Genomic DNA, 18,673 nt, shown 5'->3' with positions numbered 1-18,673 from the left:
CCCGGTGGCGGGGTACGCAGCGCGGCTGCTCCGCAAACGTCGCCGCCCTGCCGGGCCCGCCCGACCTCAGGGCAGCAGCACGAACCCGTCGGCCGCACCGTCCGCCGCACCGTCCACGCGGAGGCCGGCCCGCCGGCGGGTGTCCTCCGCGGCGAACGCGACCGCCTCGGTGACCAGCCACCGGCGCCACTCCTCGGCCATGCCCTGGCCGTCGCGGGCCAGCCCGCGGGCCAGCCGGAGCGGCTCGGGGGCCTCGACCCAGACGCGCGTCGCCGTCCACGGGTCCAGGCGCCGCGAGGCGCTGCCGCAGCCCTCGACGAGCAGGACCGGCGCCGGCGGGACGGGCACGAGGTCGGCGGAGAACCGGCCGGCCGCCCAGTCGTACCGGTGGTACGCGCCCGCCCGGCCCTCCGCCAGCGGGCGGAGCACGCCCGCGGCCAGCCGGGACACCGCGCCGGTCAGCGTCCAGCCCGCGTAGAGGTCGTCCATGTGCACGACCGGCGTCCCGGGCCCCAGCGCCGCGGCGAGCCGGGCCGCGAAGGTGGTCTTGCCGGAGCCGGCCGGGCCGTCCACGACCACCAGGCGGGTGCCGCCGAGCCGCGGGGCGAGGCGGAGCGTGCGGCCGGCCAGCGCGGCGTAGGTCTGCCGGGTCAGCGGACGGCCAGGGTCCACGTGGGTACCGCCCCGCCGTCGCCGACCACCAGCCCCCGGCTGGCGAGCAGCCGCAGGTGCGCATCGGTCTCGGTCACCGCGAAGATCCGCATCCGCCGTGCGTACTGGTCCCACGGCCGCGACCAGGTCAGGTACGCCGCGAGGTCCCACGGCGTCGAGCCGGGGTGCTCGCGGATCGCGCCGAGCAGTTCGGTGAGCCGCCGCTCGTGGTGGGCGGTCAGTGCGTCGGTGCGCTCGGCGAGGCCGCGGAAGCGCCACTCGTGCCCGGGCAGCACCTCGCTCGCGTCGAGGTCGCGGACGGCGGCGAGGGAGTCGAGGTAGTCGCGCAGCGGGTCCGGGGAGCCGCCGGAGGTGCTGGAGACGTTCGGGCTGATCCGCGGCAGCACGTGGTCGCCGGAGAACAGCAGCCCGGTGCGCTCCTCGGCGAAGCAGAGGTGACCGGGCGTGTGGCCGGGCGTGTGGACGGCGCGCAGCGCCCATCCCGGGAAGGCGGCGTGGTCGCCGTCCTCGAGCAGGCGGTCGGGCACGGCCATGCGGTGGAAGCCGGACAGGTTCTCCGCCCCGCCGACGTCGGCCAGCGCCTCCTCGCGGGGAGCGCCCAGCCCGACGAGGAAGGCCACCTCGGTGTCGACGGCGGCCTGCGCCTCCGTGGCGGTCAGCCGGCGGACGGCGTCGGCGTCGGCCGGGTGCATCGCCACCCACGCGCCGCTGGCCTCCCGGACGCGGGCGGCCAGGCCGAGGTGGTCGAAGTGCAGGTGGGTGACGAGCACCCCGCGGACGTCGGTGATCGAGCCGCCGACGGACGCCAGCCCCTCGGTGAGGGCCGACCAGCCGTCCTCGCTGTCCCACCCGGTGTCGAGCAGCCCCAGCCCGCCGCCGGCCAGGGCGAAGAGGTAGACGTTCACGTAGCGCAGCGGGTTGTGCGGGATCGGGACGGGCACCGACCACAGGTCGCTGCGCAGCTGCTCGACCGGGGGGAGGCTGCGCTGCTCCCACGCCGTGCGCTGGGCGGTGCCGGTGGTCTCCACGACGCCGCACTCTGCCAGCCGGGTCCCGGGCGCCGGCTGTCACCATGGGGGCGTGAGCGGTCCCCACGCCCCCCTGCCCGCCGTCTCGGCCGTCCCGCACCGGTTGCGGCTGCTGCTCGCCGTCGTCGCCGTCGTCGTCGCGGTGGTGGGGCTCCTGGTCGCGCTCAGCCTGCCTTCCACGCAGAACTCCGTGGTCGCCTACGGGCCGGTCGACCAGATCGCGATCGCCGGTCTGGGCCTGGCGCTCGCCGCGGGGGTGCTCCTGCTGGGGCGGTCGCGGGTCGACGCCGACGAGCACGGGGTGCGCGTCCGCAACCTCGCCGTCCACCACGAGCTGCCGTGGACGGCGGTGCGGGCGGTGCGGTTCGAGCGGAAGTCGGCCTGGGGGTCGCTCGCCCTGGAGAACGGCGACGAGATCTCGATCCACGCGCTGCAGGCCGCCGACGGCGAGCGCGCCGTCCGGGCCGTCGAGGGGCTGCGCGCCCTGCACGCCGCCGCCCGGGCGAAGGACCCGGTCCGGCCACCGCTGCTCTACGAGGACTGAGCGGAGGACCCCGTCCTCATCACCCGTCGCGCCGCTCAGCGCGAGCCCCTGGGCGGGGCCGATCCAGCACGGCACCATGCGGCAGGCAGGGGGGAATGCCTGCGGCTGCCGGGACGCTGTAGCATGGGCGAGCCTCCCCGCTACACGAGGCGCGCGAACCACCCAGCGGCCCTGCCCCGGGCCGCTATCCAAGAGGAGCCCGCTCCCACCTGACGCCGTCCAGGCGCCCAGGTCCCGGATCGCGAGAACCGGCCACCGGTCGGCGATCGCGTGCGCACGACCCCACGGGTCGTGGGCCACCGGCGAGTGGGCCCCGTGAGCAGACGCTCGCGGGGCCTTTCCCGTCGGCGCCGGGGTGGGCCAGCGACTCCTCCCACGCAGCAGCGTAAGGAGAGGCCATCACCGAGCCCCGCATCAACGACCGCATCCGTGTCCCCGAGGTCCGCCTGGTCGGCCCCGAGGGCGAGCAGGTCGGCATCGTGTCGATCGGCGAGGCGCTGCGCCTGGCACAGGACTCCGAGCTCGACCTGGTCGAGGTCGCTCCCATGGCCCGGCCGCCCGTCGCCAAGCTCATGGACTACGGGAAGTTCAAGTACGAGTCCGCCCAGAAGGCCCGCGAGGCCCGGCGGAACCAGGCGCTCACCGTCATCAAGGAGATGCGGCTGCGCCTGAAGATCGACCCGCACGACTACGAGACCAAGAAGGGCCACGTCGAGCGCTTCCTCAGGGGCGGCGACAAGGTCAAGATCACCGTGATGTTCCGAGGCCGCGAGCAGTCGCGCCCGGAGATGGGCTACCGCCTCCTGCAGCGGCTGGCCGCCGACGTCAGCGAGCTGGGCGTCGTCGAGTCCAACCCGAAGCAGGACGGTCGGAACATGGTCATGGTGATCGCCCCGCACAAGGGCGCGCAGACCGCGCAGGAGAAGCGCCGGCCCAAGGGCGAGCAGGCCGAGGAGCAGGCGCCGAGCGCCTGACGCAGGAGCCTCCCGCCTCTCGCCGCGAGCAGGCTCGCGGCGGGACCGCGCAGGGGGCGGAGACCAGCACCACCGAAGACGGCCGGTGCGTGCGGCAGCCGGGTGCTGCCGCGCGCACCGACACCAGATGACAGGGACCGAGGACATGCCGAAGCAGAAGACCCACAAGGGCACCGCCAAGCGGGTGCGCATCACGGGCACCGGGAAGCTCATGCGCGAGCAGGCGAACAACCAGCACAAGTTCGAGCACAAGTCCGGGACCCGCAAGCGCCGGCTGGACCAGGACCAGGTCGTCTCCCCGGCCGACGCCAAGAACCTGAAGAAGCTTCTGGGCCTCTGAGCGCCCCTCCCACCGACCTTTAGAAAGACAGGAGCACTCACGTGGCACGCGTGAAGCGGGCGGTCAACGCCCAGAAGAAGCGCCGGACGACCCTCGAGGCCGCGAGCGGCTACCGCGGTCAGCGGTCGCGGCTGTACCGCAAGGCCAAGGAGCAGATCCTCCACTCGGCGACCTACAGCTACCGCGACCGCAAGGCGCGCAAGGGCGACTTCCGCAAACTGTGGATCACCCGGATCAACGCCGCGGCCCGCCTCAACGACATGACCTACAACCGGTTCATGCAGGGGCTGAAGCTGGCCGAGATCGAGCTGGACCGCCGTGTCCTCGCCGAGCTCGCCGTCAACGAGCCCGCCGCCTTCGCCGCCCTGGTGGAGTCCGCCAAGGCCGCGCTCGCCGCGAACCCCGAGGCGACCGGCAAGCAGGCCGCCTGAAGCTAGGATCACCCTGCCCGCCACGCCTCGCACGCTCGGCGCGGACCTGCAGGACGGCCGTTCCAGCACTTCACCTGACGCCGTCGGTGACCGTCCCTCCGGGGCCGGCGCCGGCGGCGTCGGCGTGTGCACGACCACGGAGGAGACCGCGTGACCGAGCCGCTCACCGAGCGCTCCGCGAGGATCGTCGCGGCCCGCAAGCTCACCCGCCGCGCCGGCCGCGACGCCGCCGGGCTGTTCCTCGCCGAGGGGCGGCAGGCCGTCGCCGAAGCGCTGGCCGACCCCGCCGGGGTGCGGGAGGTCTTCGCCACGACCGCCGCGGCGAACGCGCACGCGGACCTGCTGTCCGCCGCGGAGGTGCCGGTACGGCTGGTCACCGACAAGGTGGCCGCCGGCCTGTCGGAGACCGTGACGCCGCAGGGGCTGGTCGCCGTCTGCACGCTGCGCGACGTCGCCGTCGGCGCCCTCACCGCGGCCCCGCCGCGGCTCGCCGTCGCCCTCGCCGAGCTGGCCGATCCGGGCAACGCCGGCACCGTGCTGCGCACGGCGGACGCCTGCGGGGCCGGTGCCGTCGTCTTCGGCGCGGGCTCGGCCGACCCCTACGGCGGGAAGGCGGTGCGGTCGAGCGCGGGCAGCCTGTTCCACCTCGACGTCGTCCGCGGTGCGCCGCTGGGCACCCTGCTGCCGGAGCTCCGCGCGGCCGGGGTGACCGTGCTGGCGGCCGACGGCGGGGGAGAGGTGGAGCTCCCGGCGCTCGTCGCCGGCGGCCGGCTGGCCGGGGCGGTGCTGTGGCTGTTCGGCAACGAGGCCCGCGGCGTGCCCGCCGAGCTCGCCGAGCTCGCCGATGCGCGGGTGCGGATCCCGATGCGGGGCCGCGCGGAGAGCCTCAACCTCGCCGCGGCCGCCGCGATCTGCCTGTACACCACCCAGCTCGCCCAGGGATGAGGCCTGGGCCGGGGGACGGCGTGGGCGGCGACGGCACGCGCCACCGGCCCGTCGGACCGGACCCGGACGCCACGACGGTGTCCCGCGGGCCGCCGGACGGGAGGATGGTGGGCACGGGCAGGCTCCGCCGGGACGACGACCGGGGCCGCGAGGGAAGGTGGCTGCTGCCGTGGAGGACGTGAAGATGGTCGCCGACGCACCGGCGACCGCACCGACGGACGGACGCCGGTCCCGCTGGACCGAGCACCGGCGTGCGCGCCGGGAGGACCTCGTCGGGGCGGCCGTCGAGGCGGTCCGCCTGGCCGGCCCGGACTTCTCCGTCGACGACGTCGCACGCAGCGCCGGGGTCTCCAAGACGGTCATCTACCGGTACTTCAGCGACAAGGACGAGCTGATCGACGCCGTCCTCGAGCGCATCTCCCAGGCCATCCTGCTGCCCCGGCTGCTGGGCGAGCTGGCCGCCGACCGCGCCGACGGCCGCGCGCAGCTGCGGGCGGTGATCGCCGCCTTCGTGTCGCTCATCGAGGACGAGCCGGCGCTCTACCGGTTCGCCTACGCGCAGGCGGGCCGGGCGGGCCGGGCGGACCTGGTCGCCGCCACCGAGCACGCCGTCGCCACCGCGCTCGGCGGCCTGCTGGCGGCCCGGCTGGCCGACGCCGGCCGCCCGGCCGACGGTGCGATGACCTGGGCCTACGGCGTGGTGGGCATGGTGCAGCTGGCCGCCCACTGGTGGTCGGGGGACCGGAGGGTCTCCGCCGCCGAGCTGGTCGACCAGCTGACGGACCTGGCCGACGGCGGCCTGGGCAGGTTGCTGCCGCCGCGGAGCTGACCGGAGGAGGCCGCTGAGGTCGCTCCCGCACCGGCCTGCTCGACGCCGGCGCCCGGAGGCCGGCCGGGGGTCAGCTGGGCGAGACCGGCAGCCGGCCGGCCGCGCGCTCGGCGACCACCAGCAACCCGGTGACGTCGTCGCCGTCGGCGGGGAAGCAGGCGGCGCCGGTGCTGACCTCGGTCACCACGGGGGCGCCGGCGAGCAGGACGGGCCCGCGTGCGGCCTGCGCCAGCTCGGTCCGGACGCGGTCCGACTCCCGGCCGGCGCTGCCGGCCGCGAGCCCCGGCAGCACGACGACGAACGAGTCCCGGGCCCAGCGGGCCACCAGGTCGCCGCGGCGCAGCCGGGCGCGGAGGCGCTGCCCCGTGGCGGCGAGCAGTTGCTCGGCGGCGGTGGCCCCGTAGCGCTCCTCGATCGACGCGAACGCGTCGAGGGCCACCACGACCAGCGCCACGGCGTCGCCGGCGCACCGCGCGTTCCACAGCGCGGTCTCGGTCTGCTCCTCCACGTGCCGGCGGGTGGCGAGCCCGGTGAGCGGGTCGGTGACCGACAGCTCCTCGATCCGGGCCAGGTACCCGCGGGTCCGGTCCCGCTCCTGCTCGAGCGCCCGCTGCGCCAGCACCTGCTCGGTGACGTCGACCTGGACGCCGATGTACTGGACGACGGCCCCGGTCGCGTCGGTGACGGGCGCCAGGTGCAGCTCGTTGTACCAGGGCGTGCGGTCGGGGCCGCGGTGGTTCAGCAGCACCTCGCGGCACTCCTCGCCGGCGGCGATGGCGGCGCGGATCCGCGCCACGGCCCCCGGGTCGGTGTCCGCCCCCTGCAGGAACCGGCAGTTGCGGCCCAGCAGCTCCTCGGCCGGCATGCCGGCGAGCCGGGCGAAGGCCGGGTTGATGTAGACCAGCGGCTGGTCGGGGAGCCGGACGTCGACCAGGCACACACCGCTCGGTGTCGCCTCCAGCGCCCGGCGCACGAGCGCCGGGTCACCCAGCAGCTGCTCGCCCAGGACCGCCGGGGCGGCGGCCGGGGTGGCGGCCGGGGTGGCGGCCGTCGCTGCGGTCCGCGCCGGCGCGGCACCGTGGGCGCGCGGGACCACCCGGCCGAGCAGGCTGCGCGCCGCGCGGACCGCGACGTCGCGGTCGTAGGTCAGCGCGTACTCGAACTCCCGCTGCAGGTCCGGCCCGGGCGTGCCGAGGTCGCGGGCCAGCAGGGCGACGCTGAAGTGCGGGGCGAGCACCACGACGTCCCACTCGCCGCGCACCGGGTCGCCCGGGGCCAGGTCGGCACCGCGCAGACCGGGCAGCGGCTCGGTGGGGAGCCCCTCGCCCAGGGCGCACACGAAGCCGGTGCGCTCGACCAGGTCGCGGTAGCGCTGCGTCGTCGACGGGGTGAAGTGCCGCGCCTCCTGGAAGGTCGCGGTGACCACGCAGGTCTCGCCGAGCCGCAGCGCCTCCCGCTCCAGCTGCTTGCTGAGCTCGATGAGCAGCGCCTTGGGGGAGCGGCGCAGCGGGGTGCCGGCGGGCAGGCAGGCGAACGGGGAGCCCGGCTCGACCTCCGTCGCGGTGTCCTGGACCGGCGGCGGCAGGGAGCCGAGCGGCCGGTCGCAGGCGGGCTCGGGCGCGGGGCGGCCGAACAGCCAGCCCTGGCCGAGGGTCGCCCCGAGCGCCCGGGCCATGGCCAGGTGGGCGTCGTTCTCGATGCCCTCGGCGAGCACGGCGGCGCCGGAGGTCTGCGCATAGGCGTTGACCGCGTTCATAATCTCGGCGATCGCGGGGCCGGGGCGCTCCTGCACCAGCCGCAGGTCGAGCTTGACCACGTCGGGGCGCAGGATCGGCATGAACGCCAGCGACATCGCGTCCGCGCCGACGTCGTCGAGGGCGACGCCCCAGCCCAGCTCGCGGACCCGGGCGACGGTGCGCAGCAGCTCCGCCGGGCGGGTGGCCAGCGCTCGCTCGGTGATCTCCAGGACGACGCGCATCCCGCCGGGGGCCTCGGCGGCGATCGCCAGCAGCTCGTCCAGGGGTGCGGTGTCGAGGACCTCCGGCTCCACGTTCACGAACAGGGCGAGCGGTGCGGGCAGCCCGTGCCGCACGGCGCCGGAGAAGGCGGCGACCCGGCAGGCGGCGTCCAGCTCGGCGAGCGCGCCGGCCTGGCGGGCGGCGGCGAAGAGCAGGTCGGGGCGCTGCAGCGGGCCCTCGGGGCCTCGCGCGAGGGCCTCGTAGGCGACCACCGCGCCGGTGTCGAGCTCCACGATGGGCTGGAAGACGCTGCGCACGCCGCCGGGGCGGAGGGCGGCGGCGAGGGCTGCGTCGGTGTCGGGGCGCACAGGGCTCACGGAGGCGTATTCGGCCCCGGGCGGTCCGGGCCGGAGCCGAGCGGGCCCTGCCTGCCCCGAACGGGTGGTCGACCGGGCAGCGGGCCCGGGCCCCGGCCACGATCAGCCGGACCTGATCATGCGCGTCCTCCCTCGGCGTCCGCGGTGAGGGAGGACGCCGTGCTATGAGGGAGGACCCGGCTGCCCGGGGCGCCGTCGTCGTCACCCCACCGGAACCCAGGCGCGCGCGGGGGCGGGCGCCGGGCAGAATGGCGTCCCGTGTCTGGCGCCAACGATCCCTACGACCCCAAGCAGGTCGCCGCCCTCTCGCCCGAGGCCCTCGACGAGGCGGTCCGCGCCGCGCTCGGGGCGTTCGCGGCGGCCGCGGACCTGGAGGCACTGGCCGCCGCCCGCCCGGCCCACCTCGGCGACCGCGCGCCGGTGCTGCTGGCGCGGCGGGAGCTGGGCGCGTTGCCCCCCGCCGCCCGCAGCGACGCCGGCAAGCGCGTGAACGCCGCCCGGGTCGCGGTCACCGAGGCCTACGACGCCCGACGGGCCGAGCTGGAGGCCGAGCGCGACGCCCGGGTGCTGGCCGAGGAGCGGGTCGACGTCACGCTGCCGTGGGACCGCACCCCGCGCGGCGCCCGGCACCCGCTGACGACGCTGGTCGACCGGATCGCCGACATCTTCGTGGGCATGGGCTACGAGGTCGCCGACGGGCCGGAGCTCGAGGCCGAGTGGCTCAACTTCGACGCGCTCAACTTCGGCCCGGACCACCCGGCCCGCTGGCTGTCCGACACGTTCTTCGTCGCACCCGAGGACTCCGGCCTGGTCCTGCGCACCCACACCAGCCCGGTGCAGGCGCGCACGATGCTGGAGCGGCAGCCGCCCATCTACGTCGTCGCCCCGGGGCGCGTCTACCGCACCGACGAGCTCGACGCGACGCACCTGCCGGTCTTCCACCAGGTGGAGGGCCTCGCCGTCGACCGAGGGCTCACCATGGCGCACCTGCGCGGCACGCTGGACCACCTGGCCCGTCAGCTGTTCGGCCCGGACGCCCGCACCCGGTGGCGGCCGCACTTCTTCCCCTTCACCGAGCCCTCGGCCGAGTTCGACGTCTGGTTCCCCGAGCACCGCGACGGCCCGCAGTGGGTCGAGTGGGGCGGCTGCGGGATGGTCAACCCCCGGGTGCTGCGCGCCTGCGGCGTCGACCCCGACACCTACACCGGCTTCGCCTTCGGCATGGGCATCGAGCGGGCGCTGCAGTTCCGGTCGGCCGTCTCGGACATGCACGACATCGCCGAAGCGGACGTCCGCTTCACCAGCGTCTTCGGAGTTGAGCAGTGAAGGTCCCCGTCAGCTGGCTGTCCGAGCTCGTCGACCTCCCGGCCGGCACCACCGTCGAGGAGCTCGACGCCGCCTTCGTGCGGCTCGGCTTCGAGGTGGAGGACGTCGTCCGCCCGCCGGTGACCACCGGCCCGCTGGTGGTGGGCCGGGTGCTGGACATCGAGGAGCTCACCGGCTTCAAGAAGCCGATCCGCTACTGCCAGGTGGAGGTGGGGGAGGCCGAGCCTCGAGGGATCGTCTGCGGCGCCCGGAACTTCGCCGTCGGCGACCTCGTGGTGGCCGCGCTGCCCGGCGCCGTGCTGCCCGGCGACTTCGCCATCGCGGCGCGGAAGACCTACGACCACGTCTCCGACGGGATGATCTGCTCGGTCCGCGAGCTGGGCATCGGCGAGGACCACGCCGGCATCCTGGTGCTGGGGCAGGCCGGCTACGTGCCGGGGACCCCGGCCGCGGACGTCCTCGGTCTGGACGACGTCGTCTTCGACCTCGAGGTGACGCCGGACCGCGGCTACGCCATGTCGATGCGCGGGATCGCCCGCGACCTGGCCGGTGTGCTCGGCGTGACCTGGCGCGACCCGGCCGACCTCCCGCTGCCCGGCTGGGCGGGAGCGCCGGCGTGGGAGGTCACCGTGGCCGACCCCGACCGCTGCGACCGGTTCTCCATGCTCGCCGTCGAGGACCTCGACCCGGCCGCGCCCAGCCCGTGGCCGCTGCGCCGCCGGCTGGCCCAGTGCGGCGTCCGCAGCATCTCGCTGGCCGTCGACGTCACCAACTACGTGATGCTCGAGCTCGGCCAGCCGATGCACGCCTTCGACCGGGCCACCGTCACCGGGCCGATCACGGTCCGCCGGGCGACGGCGGGGGAGCGGCTCACCACCCTCGACGGCGTCGACCGCGCGCTCACCGACGACGACCTGCTCATCACCGACGCGTCGGGCCCCATCGGGCTGGCCGGCGTCATGGGCGGCGCGTCGACGGAGATCGGCGACACGACGACGGCGGTGCTGCTGGAGGCCGCGCACTGGGAGCCGACCGGCATCTCCCGCGGCGTGCGCCGGCACCGGCTGCCCAGCGAGGCCGGCAAGCGCTTCGAGCGCGGCACCGACCCGGAGGTCACCGTCGTCGCGCTCGCCCGGGCCGCGGCGCTGCTCGCCGAGCACGGTGGCGCCCGCATCGTCGGCGCGCCGGTCGACGTCGACACCCGGGCCCCGCGGCCGGCGATCGCGCTCGACGCCGGGCTGCCGGGCCGGATCGCCGGCGTGCCCTACACCCGCGACCAGGTGCTCGAGGTGCTGACCGCGGTCGGCGCCGAGGTGTCCGGCGACGGCGACGCCCTGCACGTCACCCCGCCGTCCTGGCGCGGCGACCTGCAGGAGCCGGCCGACCTGGTCGAGGAGGTCGTCCGCTTCCGCGGCTTCGACGAGATCCCCTCGATCCTGCCCACGGCCCCGCCCGGCGGCGGGCTCACCGAGCGGCAGCGCCGCCGCCGCAGCATCGGCCGGGCGCTGGCCGAGGCCGGCTACGTGGAGGCCCCCGCGTTCCCCTTCACCGGGCCGGCGCAGCTCGACGCGCTGGGGCTGCCCGCGGACGACGACCGGCGCCGGGTGATCACCGTGCGCAACCCGCTGTCGGAGGAGGCCCCGGCGCTGCGCACCACGCTGCTGCCCGGCCTGCTGGCCGCCCTCGCCCGCAACCTGGCCCGGGGGCTCCGCGACGTCGCCCTCTTCGAGCACGGCTCGGTGTTCCCGGGTGGGGACGGGACCCCGGCGCCGCTGCCCGGCGCCGACCGCCGTCCGGACGACGCGACGCTCGCGGCGCTGCTGGGTGCGGTGCCGGCGCAGCCCTGGCACGTCGCGGTGGCGCTCACCGGGCAGCGCGAGCCCCGCGGCTGGTGGGGACCGGGCCGGCCGGCCGCGTGGGCCGACGCCGTGCAGGCCGCCCGACTGGTGGCCGCGGCCGCCGGGGCCGAGCTCACCGTCGAGCAGGCCGAGCAGGCCCCGTGGCACCCCGGCCGGTGCGCCGCGCTGCTGGTCGGCGACCGGGTGGTCGGGTACGCCGGCGAGCTGCACCCCAAGGTGTGCGAGGTGCTGGGCCTGCCCGCCCGGACCGCCGTGATGGAGCTGGACGCCGACGCGTTGCCGGAGCCGACGGTGCCGCAGGCCCGGTCGATCTCCACCTTCCCGCCGGTGCGGATGGACCTCGCGCTCCTCGTCCCCGAGGACCAGCCGGAGGACCGGGTGCGCCGGGCGCTGCGTGACGGGGCCGGCGAGCTGCTGGAGGACCTCCGGCTGTTCGACGTCTACACCGGCAGCTCGGTGCCCGGGGGGCAGAAGTCGCTGGCGTACTCCCTGACCTTCCGGGCGCCGGACCGGACGCTCACCAGCGAGGAGGCCCGCGTGGCGTTCGACGCCGCGGTGGCCGCAGCGGTGGCCGCCAACGGCGCCCAGCTCCGTGGCTGAGCCGGCGGGGGTCGCCCTCGTCACGGGCGCCTCGACCGGGATCGGCCGGCACCTGGTGGAGGGGCTGGCCCGGCGCGGGATGGCCGTGGCCGGGCTGGCCCGGGGCGGGGAGCGGCTGCGCGTGGCGATGGCCGAGGTCGCCGAGGTCACCGGGGGCCGCACGCTGGCCGTCGCGGCCGACGTCACCGACCAGGCGTCGGTCGAGGCGGCGGTCGGCGAGGTGCGCGAGCAGCTCGGGCCGGTCGACCTGCTGGTGAACAACGCCGGCCTGGTCGACGAGGCCGAGGTGCCGCTCTGGGAGGCCGACCCCGACCAGTGGTGGGGCGTCGTCACCAGCCACCTGCGGGGCAGCTTCCTGCTCAGCCGTGCGGTGGTCCCGTGGATGCTCCTGCGCAACCGCGGGCGGGTGGTCAACCTCGCCAGCGGCATGAGCACCCGCGCCAACCCCGACTACTCCGCGTACTCGGTGGCCAAGACCGGGCTGATGCGGATCACCGAGTCGCTCGCCCTGTCGCTGGAGGGTTCCGACGTCCGGGTCTTCGACGTGGCGCCCGGCGTCGTCGACACCCCGATGACCCGGTCGATGCGCATGTGGCAGGGCTTCACCGACTGGACACCGCCGGAGGAGGTCGTGGGGATCGTCGCCGCGATCGCCGGGGGTGAGCTCGACCAGTGGTCCGGCCGGTTCGTGCGTGCGGGCAAGGACGACCTCGAGACGTTGCGCTCCACCACCCCCGAGGGCGCCGCCCGGCAGCTGCGCCTGCGCCCCTACGGCGGGGGCGACCCGCTCGCCTGACCACCGCTCCTTCGCCGGGTGCGCGGATGCTCGTCGCGTCCGCGCTCGGGTGCCTCGTCGTCGTGACCGCCGTGCTGGGGCGGGCGACGTGGGGCGGACCGCGGGGCGTCCGCCTCGGTGCTCTTCGGCGTCCCGCCCGCCGCCTGGGGAACCCGGCGGGACCGGCCGCGGCCGTTGCGGAGCTGACCTCCGTCCGGGGCGGCGCCCCGCGCCCCGGTGAACGGTCATGCATGGTGATGTATGGTCATGCATCGTGAACGCAGCGCAGACGTGGACGGTCGGGGTCACCGGCGCCACCGGGTATGCGGGGGGAGAGGTGTGCCGGCTGCTGGCCGGGCACCCGAACCTCCGGCTGGCCGGGGTGCACGCCAACTCGAGCGCCGGCCGACGCCTGGGTGAGCTCCAGCCCCACCTGCTCCCGTTCGCGGGCATGACCGTGCAGCCCAGCGACGCGGCGAGCCTCGCCGGCTACGACGTCGTCGTCCTGGCGCTGCCGCACGGGGAGTCCGCCGCGATCGCCGACCAGCTGCCCGCCGAGACCCTGGTCGTCGACTGCGGCGCCGACCACCGGCTGAACGACCCGGCGGCCTGGGCCCGCTGGTACGGCGGGGTGCACGCCGGCACCTGGCCCTACGGCCTGCCCGAGCTGCCCGGCCAGCGCGAGAAGCTCGCCGGGGCCACGCGGGTCGCCGTCCCCGGCTGCTACCCGACCTCGGTCACCCTCGCGATGGCCCCGGCGCTCGCCGCCGGCCTGGTCGAGCCCGACGTCGTCGTGGTCGCCGCCAGCGGCACCAGCGGGGCGGGGAGGTCGCCCAAGGCCCACCTGCTCGGCAGCGAGGTCATGGGTGCGGCGAGCGCCTACGGCGTCGGGGGCGTGCACCGGCACACGCCGGAGATGGTCCAGGGCCTGACGCAGGCCGCCGGCGCGCCGGTCGGGGTCAGCTTCACCCCGACCCTGGTGCCGATGAGCCGCGGCATCCTCGCCACCTGCTCGGCGCCGCTGCGGCCCGGGGTCGACGCCGCGGCCGCCCGCGCCGCGTACGAGCGGGCCTACGCCGACGAGCCCTTCCTGCACCTGCTGCCCGAGGGCCAGTGGCCCACGACGGCGCAGGTGCTCGGCGCGAACACCGTCGCGCTGCAGCTGGCCGTCGACGCCGACGCGAACCGGCTCGTCGTCGTCGCCGCCGTCGACAACCTCACCAAGGGCACCGGGGGCGCGGCGGTCCAGTGCGCCAACATCGCCCTCGGCCTGCCCGAGACCACCGGCCTCCCGGTCGTAGGAGTGGCACCGTGATCCCGTTCGCACCAGAGGATGCCCAGTGACCGTCACCGCCCCCCGGGGATTCAGCGCCGCCGGCGTCGCGGCCGGCCTCAAGTCCTCCGGCGACCCGGACGTCGCCGTCGTCCTCAACACCGGCCCCGACGACGCCGCGGCCGCCGTCTTCACCACCAACCGCTTCCCGGCCGCGCCGGTGCAGTGGAGCCGCCAGGTGCTCGCCGGTCAGCGGGCGCGGGCCGTCGTCCTCAACTCCGGCGGCGCCAACGCCTGCACCGGGCCCGAGGGCTTCCAGGACACCCACGCCACCGCCGAGCACGCCGCCGCGGAGCTGGGTCTCGGGGCGATCGACGTCGCGGTGGCGAGCACCGGCCTGATCGGCGTCCGGCTGCCCATGGCGAAGCTGACCGCGGGCGTCACCGCCGCGGCGCAGGCGCTCTCCGAGGACGGCGGGGGCGCCGCGGCGCGGGCGATCATGACCACCGACAGCGTGCCCAAGACGACGGCGCAGCAGCGCGCCGGCTGGACCGTCGGCGGGATGGCCAAGGGCGCCGGCATGCTCGCCCCGAGCCTGGCCACGATGCTCGTCGTCCTCACCACCGACGCCTCCGCCGACCCCGACGTGCTCCAGCGGGCGCTGAAGGCGGCGACCGCGGTCAGCTTCGAGCGGGTCGACTCCGACGGCTGCCTGTCGACCAACGACACCGTGATCGTGCTGGCCAACGGCGCGTCCGGCGTCACGCCGGCCGAGGACGAGCTCACCGCGGCGCTCACCGCGGCCGCGACGGACCTGGCGATGCAGCTGCTCGCCGACGCCGAGGGCTCCACCAAGGACATCGCGATCACGGTCCGGAACGCGGCCAGCGTCGAGGACGCCCTCACCGCCGGCCGGGCCTGCGCCCGCAACAACCTGCTCAAGACGGCGCTCTTCGGCAACGACCCCAACTGGGGCCGGGTGCTCGCCGCGATCGGCACCACCGACGCCGCCTTCGAGGCCGACCGGGTCGACGTGACCATCAACGGCGTCACCGTCTGCCGCGGCGGCTCGATCGGCGACCCTCGCGAGGGCGTCGACCTCACCGGCCGGCAGATCACCATCGACGTCGACCTGGGCGCCGGCGCCGAGCAGGCCACGATCTGGACCAACGACCTGTCCATCGCCTACGTGCACGAGAACTCGGCGTACTCCACATGAGCCAGCAGGACCCCACCCCGCCCGACGTCCGCATCGACGAGCCGGCGCCGCCGCCCAAGCTGCCCCGCCGGGTCGGCACCAGCCGCGTCATGCGCCGCCACGACCCCGAGGGCGACGCCGCCAAGGTCGCCGTCCTCACCGGCGCGCTGCCCTGGCTCAAGGAGTTCCACGGCAAGGTGGTCGTCATCAAGTACGGCGGGCACGCCATGGTCGACGACGAGTGCCGGCGTGCGTTCGCCGACGACATGGTGTTCCTCCGGACCTGCGGCATCCTGCCCGTGGTCGTGCACGGCGGCGGGCCGCAGATCACCGAGATGCTCGGCCGGCTGGGCATCGCGAGCGAGTTCCGCGGCGGGCTGCGCGTGACCACGCCCGAGACGATCGACGTCGTCCGCATGGTGCTCACCGGTCAGGTCGGCCCCGACATCGTCGGCCTGATCAACCAGCACGGACCGATGGCGGTGCACCTCTCCGGCGAGGACGGCGGCCTGTTCACCGCCCGCCGGACGACGGCGGTCGTGGACGGCGAACCGGTCGACATCGGGCTGGTCGGCGACATCGCGGCCGTCGACACCACCCCGGTCGCCGCGCTGCTGGAGGCCGGGCACATCCCGGTCGTGGCGAGCGTGGCCCCGGACGCCGACGGCGTCGTGCACAACGTCAACGCCGACACCGCCGCCGCCGCGCTGGCCGCGGCGCTGGGCGCGGTGAAGCTGGTCGTGCTGACCGACGTCGAGGGTCTCTACGCCGACTGGCCCGACCGGGGCTCGCTGGTGCAGCAGATCGACGCCCGCGAGCTCGCGGAGATCCTGCCGTCGCTGGACGCCGGGATGATCCCGAAGATGGCCGCCTGCCTGCGGGCGGTCGAGGGCGGGGTGAAGCGGGCGACCGTCGTCGACGGCCGCACCCCGCACGCCCTGCTCCTGGAGACGTTCACCACCGAAGGCACCGGGACGATGGTCGTCCCGGCGAAGGACCAGGAGGAGGGCACGGCATGACCACGCGCACGGAGGAGCTGGCCCGCCGCTGGTCGGCCGTGATGATGAACAACTACAAGGCGCCGCCGGTCGCGCTCGACTCCGGCTCCGGGGCGTCCGTCACCGACGTCGACGGGCGGGAGTACACCGACCTGCTCGGTGGCATCGCGACCACCATCCTCGGGCACGCGCACCCCCGGGTGGTCGAGGCGATCAGCACCCAGGCGGCCAAGCTCGGCCACGTCTCCAACCTCGCCATGCACGAGCCGGGCATCCGGCTCGCCGAGCGGCTGCTGGAGCTGGCCGGGCGGCCCGGGCGGGTCTTCTTCTGCAACTCCGGCGCCGAGGCGAACGAGGCGGCGTTCAAGGTCAGCCGGCTCACCGGCCGCACCAGGGTGGTCACCGCCGAGGGCGCCTTCCACGGCCGCACGATGGGCGCGCTCGCGCTCACCGGCCAGCCGTCGAAGGCCGCCGCCTTCGCGCCGCTGCCCGGTGGGGTCTCCTACGTCCCCTACGGCGACGCCGACGCCCTGCGCGCGACGGTGTCGGCGGAGACGGCCATGGTGCTGCTCGAGCCGATGCTGGGCGAGGGCGGCGTGCTCCCCGCGCCGGCCGGCTACCTTCCCGTGGCCGCGGCCGCCGCGGCCGATGCCGGCGCGCTGTTCGCCGTCGACGAGGTGCAGACCGGGATCGGCCGCACCGGCTCGTGGTTCGCGCACCAGGCCGAGGGGCTGCGGCCCGACGTCATCACCCTGGCCAAGGCGCTCGGCGGCGGGCTGCCGATCGGCGCGATGCTCGCCTTCGGCGACGCCGCGGAGCTGCTCACCGCCGGCTCGCACGGCTCCACCTTCGGCGGCAACCCGATCGCCGCCGCGGCCGCGCTCGCCGTGCTCGACACCATCCGCGACGAGGGGCTGCTGGAGCGTGCCAAGGAGCTCGAGCACCGGTTCACCGCCGGCATCGAGGCGCTCGGCCACGCCGGCATCAGCGGCGTCCGGGGGAGGGGCGCGCTGCTCGGCGTCGTCCTCACCGCCGACGTCGCCCCCGCCCTGGAGGCGCAGCTGCGCGCGGCCGGTTTCCTGACCAACGCGGTCGCCCCCGGCGTGCTCCGGCTCGCCCCGCCGCTGGTCCTCACCGACGCGCAGGTGGACGCCTTCGTGGCCGCGCTGCCCGCCGCCCTCGACACCGCTCTGGAGACGGACCAGTGACCCGGCACTTCCTCAAGGACGACGACCTCACCCCGGACGAGCAGGCCGAGGTGCTCGCCCTGGCCGCCTCGCTCAAGGCATCGCGGCACACCGACCAGGCGCCCACCCCGCTGCGCGCCGCCAACGGGGTGCCGCGGGCGGTCGCCGTGCTGTTCGACAAGCCCTCCACCCGCACCCGGGTGTCCTTCTCCGTGGGGGTCGCCGAGCTCGGCGGGTACCCCCTGGTCATCGACGCCGGGAGCAGCCAGCTGGGTCGCGGGGAGCCGATCGAGGACACCACCCGCGTGCTCGACCGGCAGGCCGCCGCGATCGTGTGGCGCACCTTCGGCCAGGACCGCATCGAGGCGATGGCCGCGGTCAGCCGGGTGCCGGTGGTCAACGCGCTCACCGACACCTACCACCCCTGCCAGATCCTGGCCGACCTGCAGACGGTGATCGAGCGCAAGGGCTCGCTCGCCGGCCGGTCCATGACCTACCTCGGCGACGGCGCCAACAACATGGCGCACTCCTACCTGCTCGGCGGTGCGACGGCGGGCATGCACGTGCGGATCGGCTCACCGGAGTCCTTCCGGCCCCACCCCGAGGTGCTGGACCGCGCCGCGCGGATCGCCGCGGGGACGGGCGGCTCGGTCGCGTGGACGCCGGATCCCGCGGCCGCCGCGGACGGGGCCGACGTGCTGGTCACCGACACCTGGGTGTCGATGGGGCAGGAGGACGAGTACGACACGCGCGTCGCGCCGTTCCTGCCCTACGCGGTGGACGCCGCGGCGCTCTCCCGCGCCGCCGACGACGCCGTCGTCCTGCACTGCCTGCCGGCCTACCGCGGCAAGGAGATCGCCGCGGAGGTGATCGACGGGCCGCAGAGCGCGGTCTGGGACGAGGCGGAGAACCGGCTGCACGCGCAGAAGGCCGTGCTCATCTGGCTCCTGGAGCGCGCATGACCGCTGCCCTCAATCGCTCGGCGCGCCAGGCGCGCATCCGCGAGCTGATCGAGGCCCGGCCGATCACCTCGCAGACCCAGCTGGCCGTGCTGCTGGCCGAGTCGGGCATCGAGGTCACCCAGGCCACCCTCTCCCGGGACCTGGAGGAGCTCGGTGCGGTGAAGCTGCGCGGCTCCGACGGCGCACCGGCCTCCTACGTGCTGCCGCCGGAGAACGCCCCGCTGCGCCCGGCGCAGGCCGCGCCCGCCCGGCTCACCCGCCTGCTGGCCGACCTGCTGACGGCCGCCGAGGGCAGCGCCAACCTGGCGGTGCTGCGCACCCCACCGGGTGCCGCCCAGTTCCTGGCCTCGGCGCTGGACAAGGTCGGCCTCCCCGACGTGCTGGGCACGATCGCGGG

General features: G+C 75.9%; 18 protein-coding genes. 15 read left to right on the top strand and 3 right to left on the bottom strand.

Annotated elements, in window-relative coordinates; translation table 11 throughout:
• Window positions 1-66 precede the first annotated feature (66 nt).
• Both E9549_RS16140 and E9549_RS16135 read right to left on the bottom strand, forming a co-directional pair.
• Window positions 67-672 (bottom strand): uridine kinase, encoded by a 606-nt coding sequence (locus tag E9549_RS16140; protein WP_236827607.1) that lies wholly within the window; start codon window positions 670-672, stop codon window positions 67-69.
• A complete protein-coding gene (locus E9549_RS16135) occupies window positions 651-1,700 on the bottom strand; it encodes an MBL fold metallo-hydrolase (RefSeq protein ID WP_236827606.1) in 1,050 nt (349 codons plus the stop codon). The genes E9549_RS16140 and E9549_RS16135 overlap by 22 nt, the downstream gene beginning before the upstream one ends.
• A gap of 52 nt (window positions 1,701-1,752) precedes the next feature.
• Between E9549_RS16135 and E9549_RS16130 the strand changes: the two genes are divergently transcribed.
• The 6 genes from E9549_RS16130 to E9549_RS16105 all read left to right on the top strand — a co-directional run bounded on the left by E9549_RS16130 (window position 1,753) and on the right by E9549_RS16105 (window position 5,763).
• On the top strand, window positions 1,753-2,244 hold the full coding sequence (locus E9549_RS16130; protein WP_236827605.1) for a PH domain-containing protein: 492 nt from the start codon (window positions 1,753-1,755) through the stop codon (window positions 2,242-2,244).
• A 398-nt stretch (window positions 2,245-2,642) separates the two neighbouring features.
• Entirely contained in the window at window positions 2,643-3,218 is a 576-nt protein-coding gene (gene infC / locus E9549_RS16125; protein WP_308191120.1) for a translation initiation factor IF-3, read from the top strand.
• A 145-nt stretch (window positions 3,219-3,363) separates the two neighbouring features.
• The gene (gene rpmI, locus E9549_RS16120; protein ID WP_236827604.1) at window positions 3,364-3,558 is read left to right on the top strand and encodes a 50S ribosomal protein L35; all 195 of its coding nucleotides are present in this window, start codon (window positions 3,364-3,366) and stop codon (window positions 3,556-3,558) included.
• A gap of 41 nt (window positions 3,559-3,599) precedes the next feature.
• A complete protein-coding gene (rplT, locus tag E9549_RS16115; protein WP_236827603.1) occupies window positions 3,600-3,989 on the top strand; it encodes a 50S ribosomal protein L20 in 390 nt (129 codons plus the stop codon).
• A 150-nt stretch (window positions 3,990-4,139) separates the two neighbouring features.
• Complete coding sequence (locus E9549_RS16110) at window positions 4,140-4,934, top strand: RNA methyltransferase (protein ID WP_236827602.1); 795 nt, start codon at window positions 4,140-4,142, stop codon at window positions 4,932-4,934.
• Window positions 4,935-5,103: 169 nt separating this feature from the next.
• Window positions 5,104-5,763 (top strand): TetR/AcrR family transcriptional regulator, encoded by a 660-nt coding sequence (locus E9549_RS16105; RefSeq protein ID WP_236827601.1) that lies wholly within the window; start codon window positions 5,104-5,106, stop codon window positions 5,761-5,763.
• 70 nt (window positions 5,764-5,833) lie between these two features.
• Here E9549_RS16105 and E9549_RS16100 read toward each other — a convergent pair whose 3' ends face one another.
• The gene (locus E9549_RS16100) at window positions 5,834-8,098 is read right to left on the bottom strand and encodes an EAL domain-containing protein (RefSeq protein ID WP_236827600.1); all 2,265 of its coding nucleotides are present in this window, start codon (window positions 8,096-8,098) and stop codon (window positions 5,834-5,836) included.
• A gap of 258 nt (window positions 8,099-8,356) precedes the next feature.
• Here E9549_RS16100 and pheS point away from each other — a divergent pair, with 258 nt between their 5' ends.
• The 9 genes from pheS to E9549_RS24515 all read left to right on the top strand — a co-directional run.
• The gene (pheS, locus tag E9549_RS16095; RefSeq protein WP_236827599.1) at window positions 8,357-9,424 is read left to right on the top strand and encodes a phenylalanine--tRNA ligase subunit alpha; all 1,068 of its coding nucleotides are present in this window, start codon (window positions 8,357-8,359) and stop codon (window positions 9,422-9,424) included.
• The gene (pheT, locus tag E9549_RS16090) at window positions 9,421-11,883 is read left to right on the top strand and encodes a phenylalanine--tRNA ligase subunit beta (protein ID WP_236827598.1); all 2,463 of its coding nucleotides are present in this window, start codon (window positions 9,421-9,423) and stop codon (window positions 11,881-11,883) included. The genes pheS and pheT overlap by 4 nt, the downstream gene beginning before the upstream one ends.
• A complete protein-coding gene (locus E9549_RS16085; RefSeq protein WP_236827597.1) occupies window positions 11,876-12,679 on the top strand; it encodes an SDR family NAD(P)-dependent oxidoreductase in 804 nt (267 codons plus the stop codon). Before pheT ends, E9549_RS16085 begins: the two co-directional genes overlap by 8 nt.
• Before the next feature lie 253 nt (window positions 12,680-12,932).
• Window positions 12,933-13,973 carry an N-acetyl-gamma-glutamyl-phosphate reductase gene (gene argC / locus E9549_RS16080; RefSeq protein WP_236827596.1) on the top strand — a complete coding sequence of 347 codons (1,041 nt, stop codon included), beginning with the start codon at window positions 12,933-12,935 and terminating at the stop codon, window positions 13,971-13,973.
• 25 nt (window positions 13,974-13,998) lie between these two features.
• Window positions 13,999-15,150: a bifunctional glutamate N-acetyltransferase/amino-acid acetyltransferase ArgJ gene (gene argJ, locus E9549_RS16075; RefSeq protein WP_236827594.1), complete on the top strand. Its 1,152-nt coding sequence runs from the start codon at window positions 13,999-14,001 to the stop codon at window positions 15,148-15,150.
• On the top strand, window positions 15,147-16,148 hold the full coding sequence (gene argB / locus E9549_RS16070) for an acetylglutamate kinase (protein WP_236827592.1): 1,002 nt from the start codon (window positions 15,147-15,149) through the stop codon (window positions 16,146-16,148). Before argJ ends, argB begins: the two co-directional genes overlap by 4 nt.
• Entirely contained in the window at window positions 16,145-17,335 is a 1,191-nt protein-coding gene (locus E9549_RS16065; protein ID WP_236827591.1) for an acetylornithine transaminase, read from the top strand. Before argB ends, E9549_RS16065 begins: the two co-directional genes overlap by 4 nt.
• Window positions 17,332-18,276: an ornithine carbamoyltransferase gene (gene argF / locus E9549_RS16060; RefSeq protein WP_236827589.1), complete on the top strand. Its 945-nt coding sequence runs from the start codon at window positions 17,332-17,334 to the stop codon at window positions 18,274-18,276. The genes E9549_RS16065 and argF overlap by 4 nt, the downstream gene beginning before the upstream one ends.
• The coding region (locus E9549_RS24515; protein ID WP_236827587.1) for an arginine repressor at window positions 18,273-18,673 on the top strand (401 nt) is incomplete at its 3' end. The genes argF and E9549_RS24515, both read left to right, overlap by 4 nt.

It is taken from the genome of Blastococcus sp. MG754426, assembly GCF_021699055.1.
Classification (GTDB): Bacteria; Actinomycetota; Actinomycetes; order Mycobacteriales; family Geodermatophilaceae; genus Blastococcus.
The sequence above is the reverse complement of the archived record's forward strand: the minus strand, read 5'-3'. Positions and strand labels throughout refer to the sequence as shown.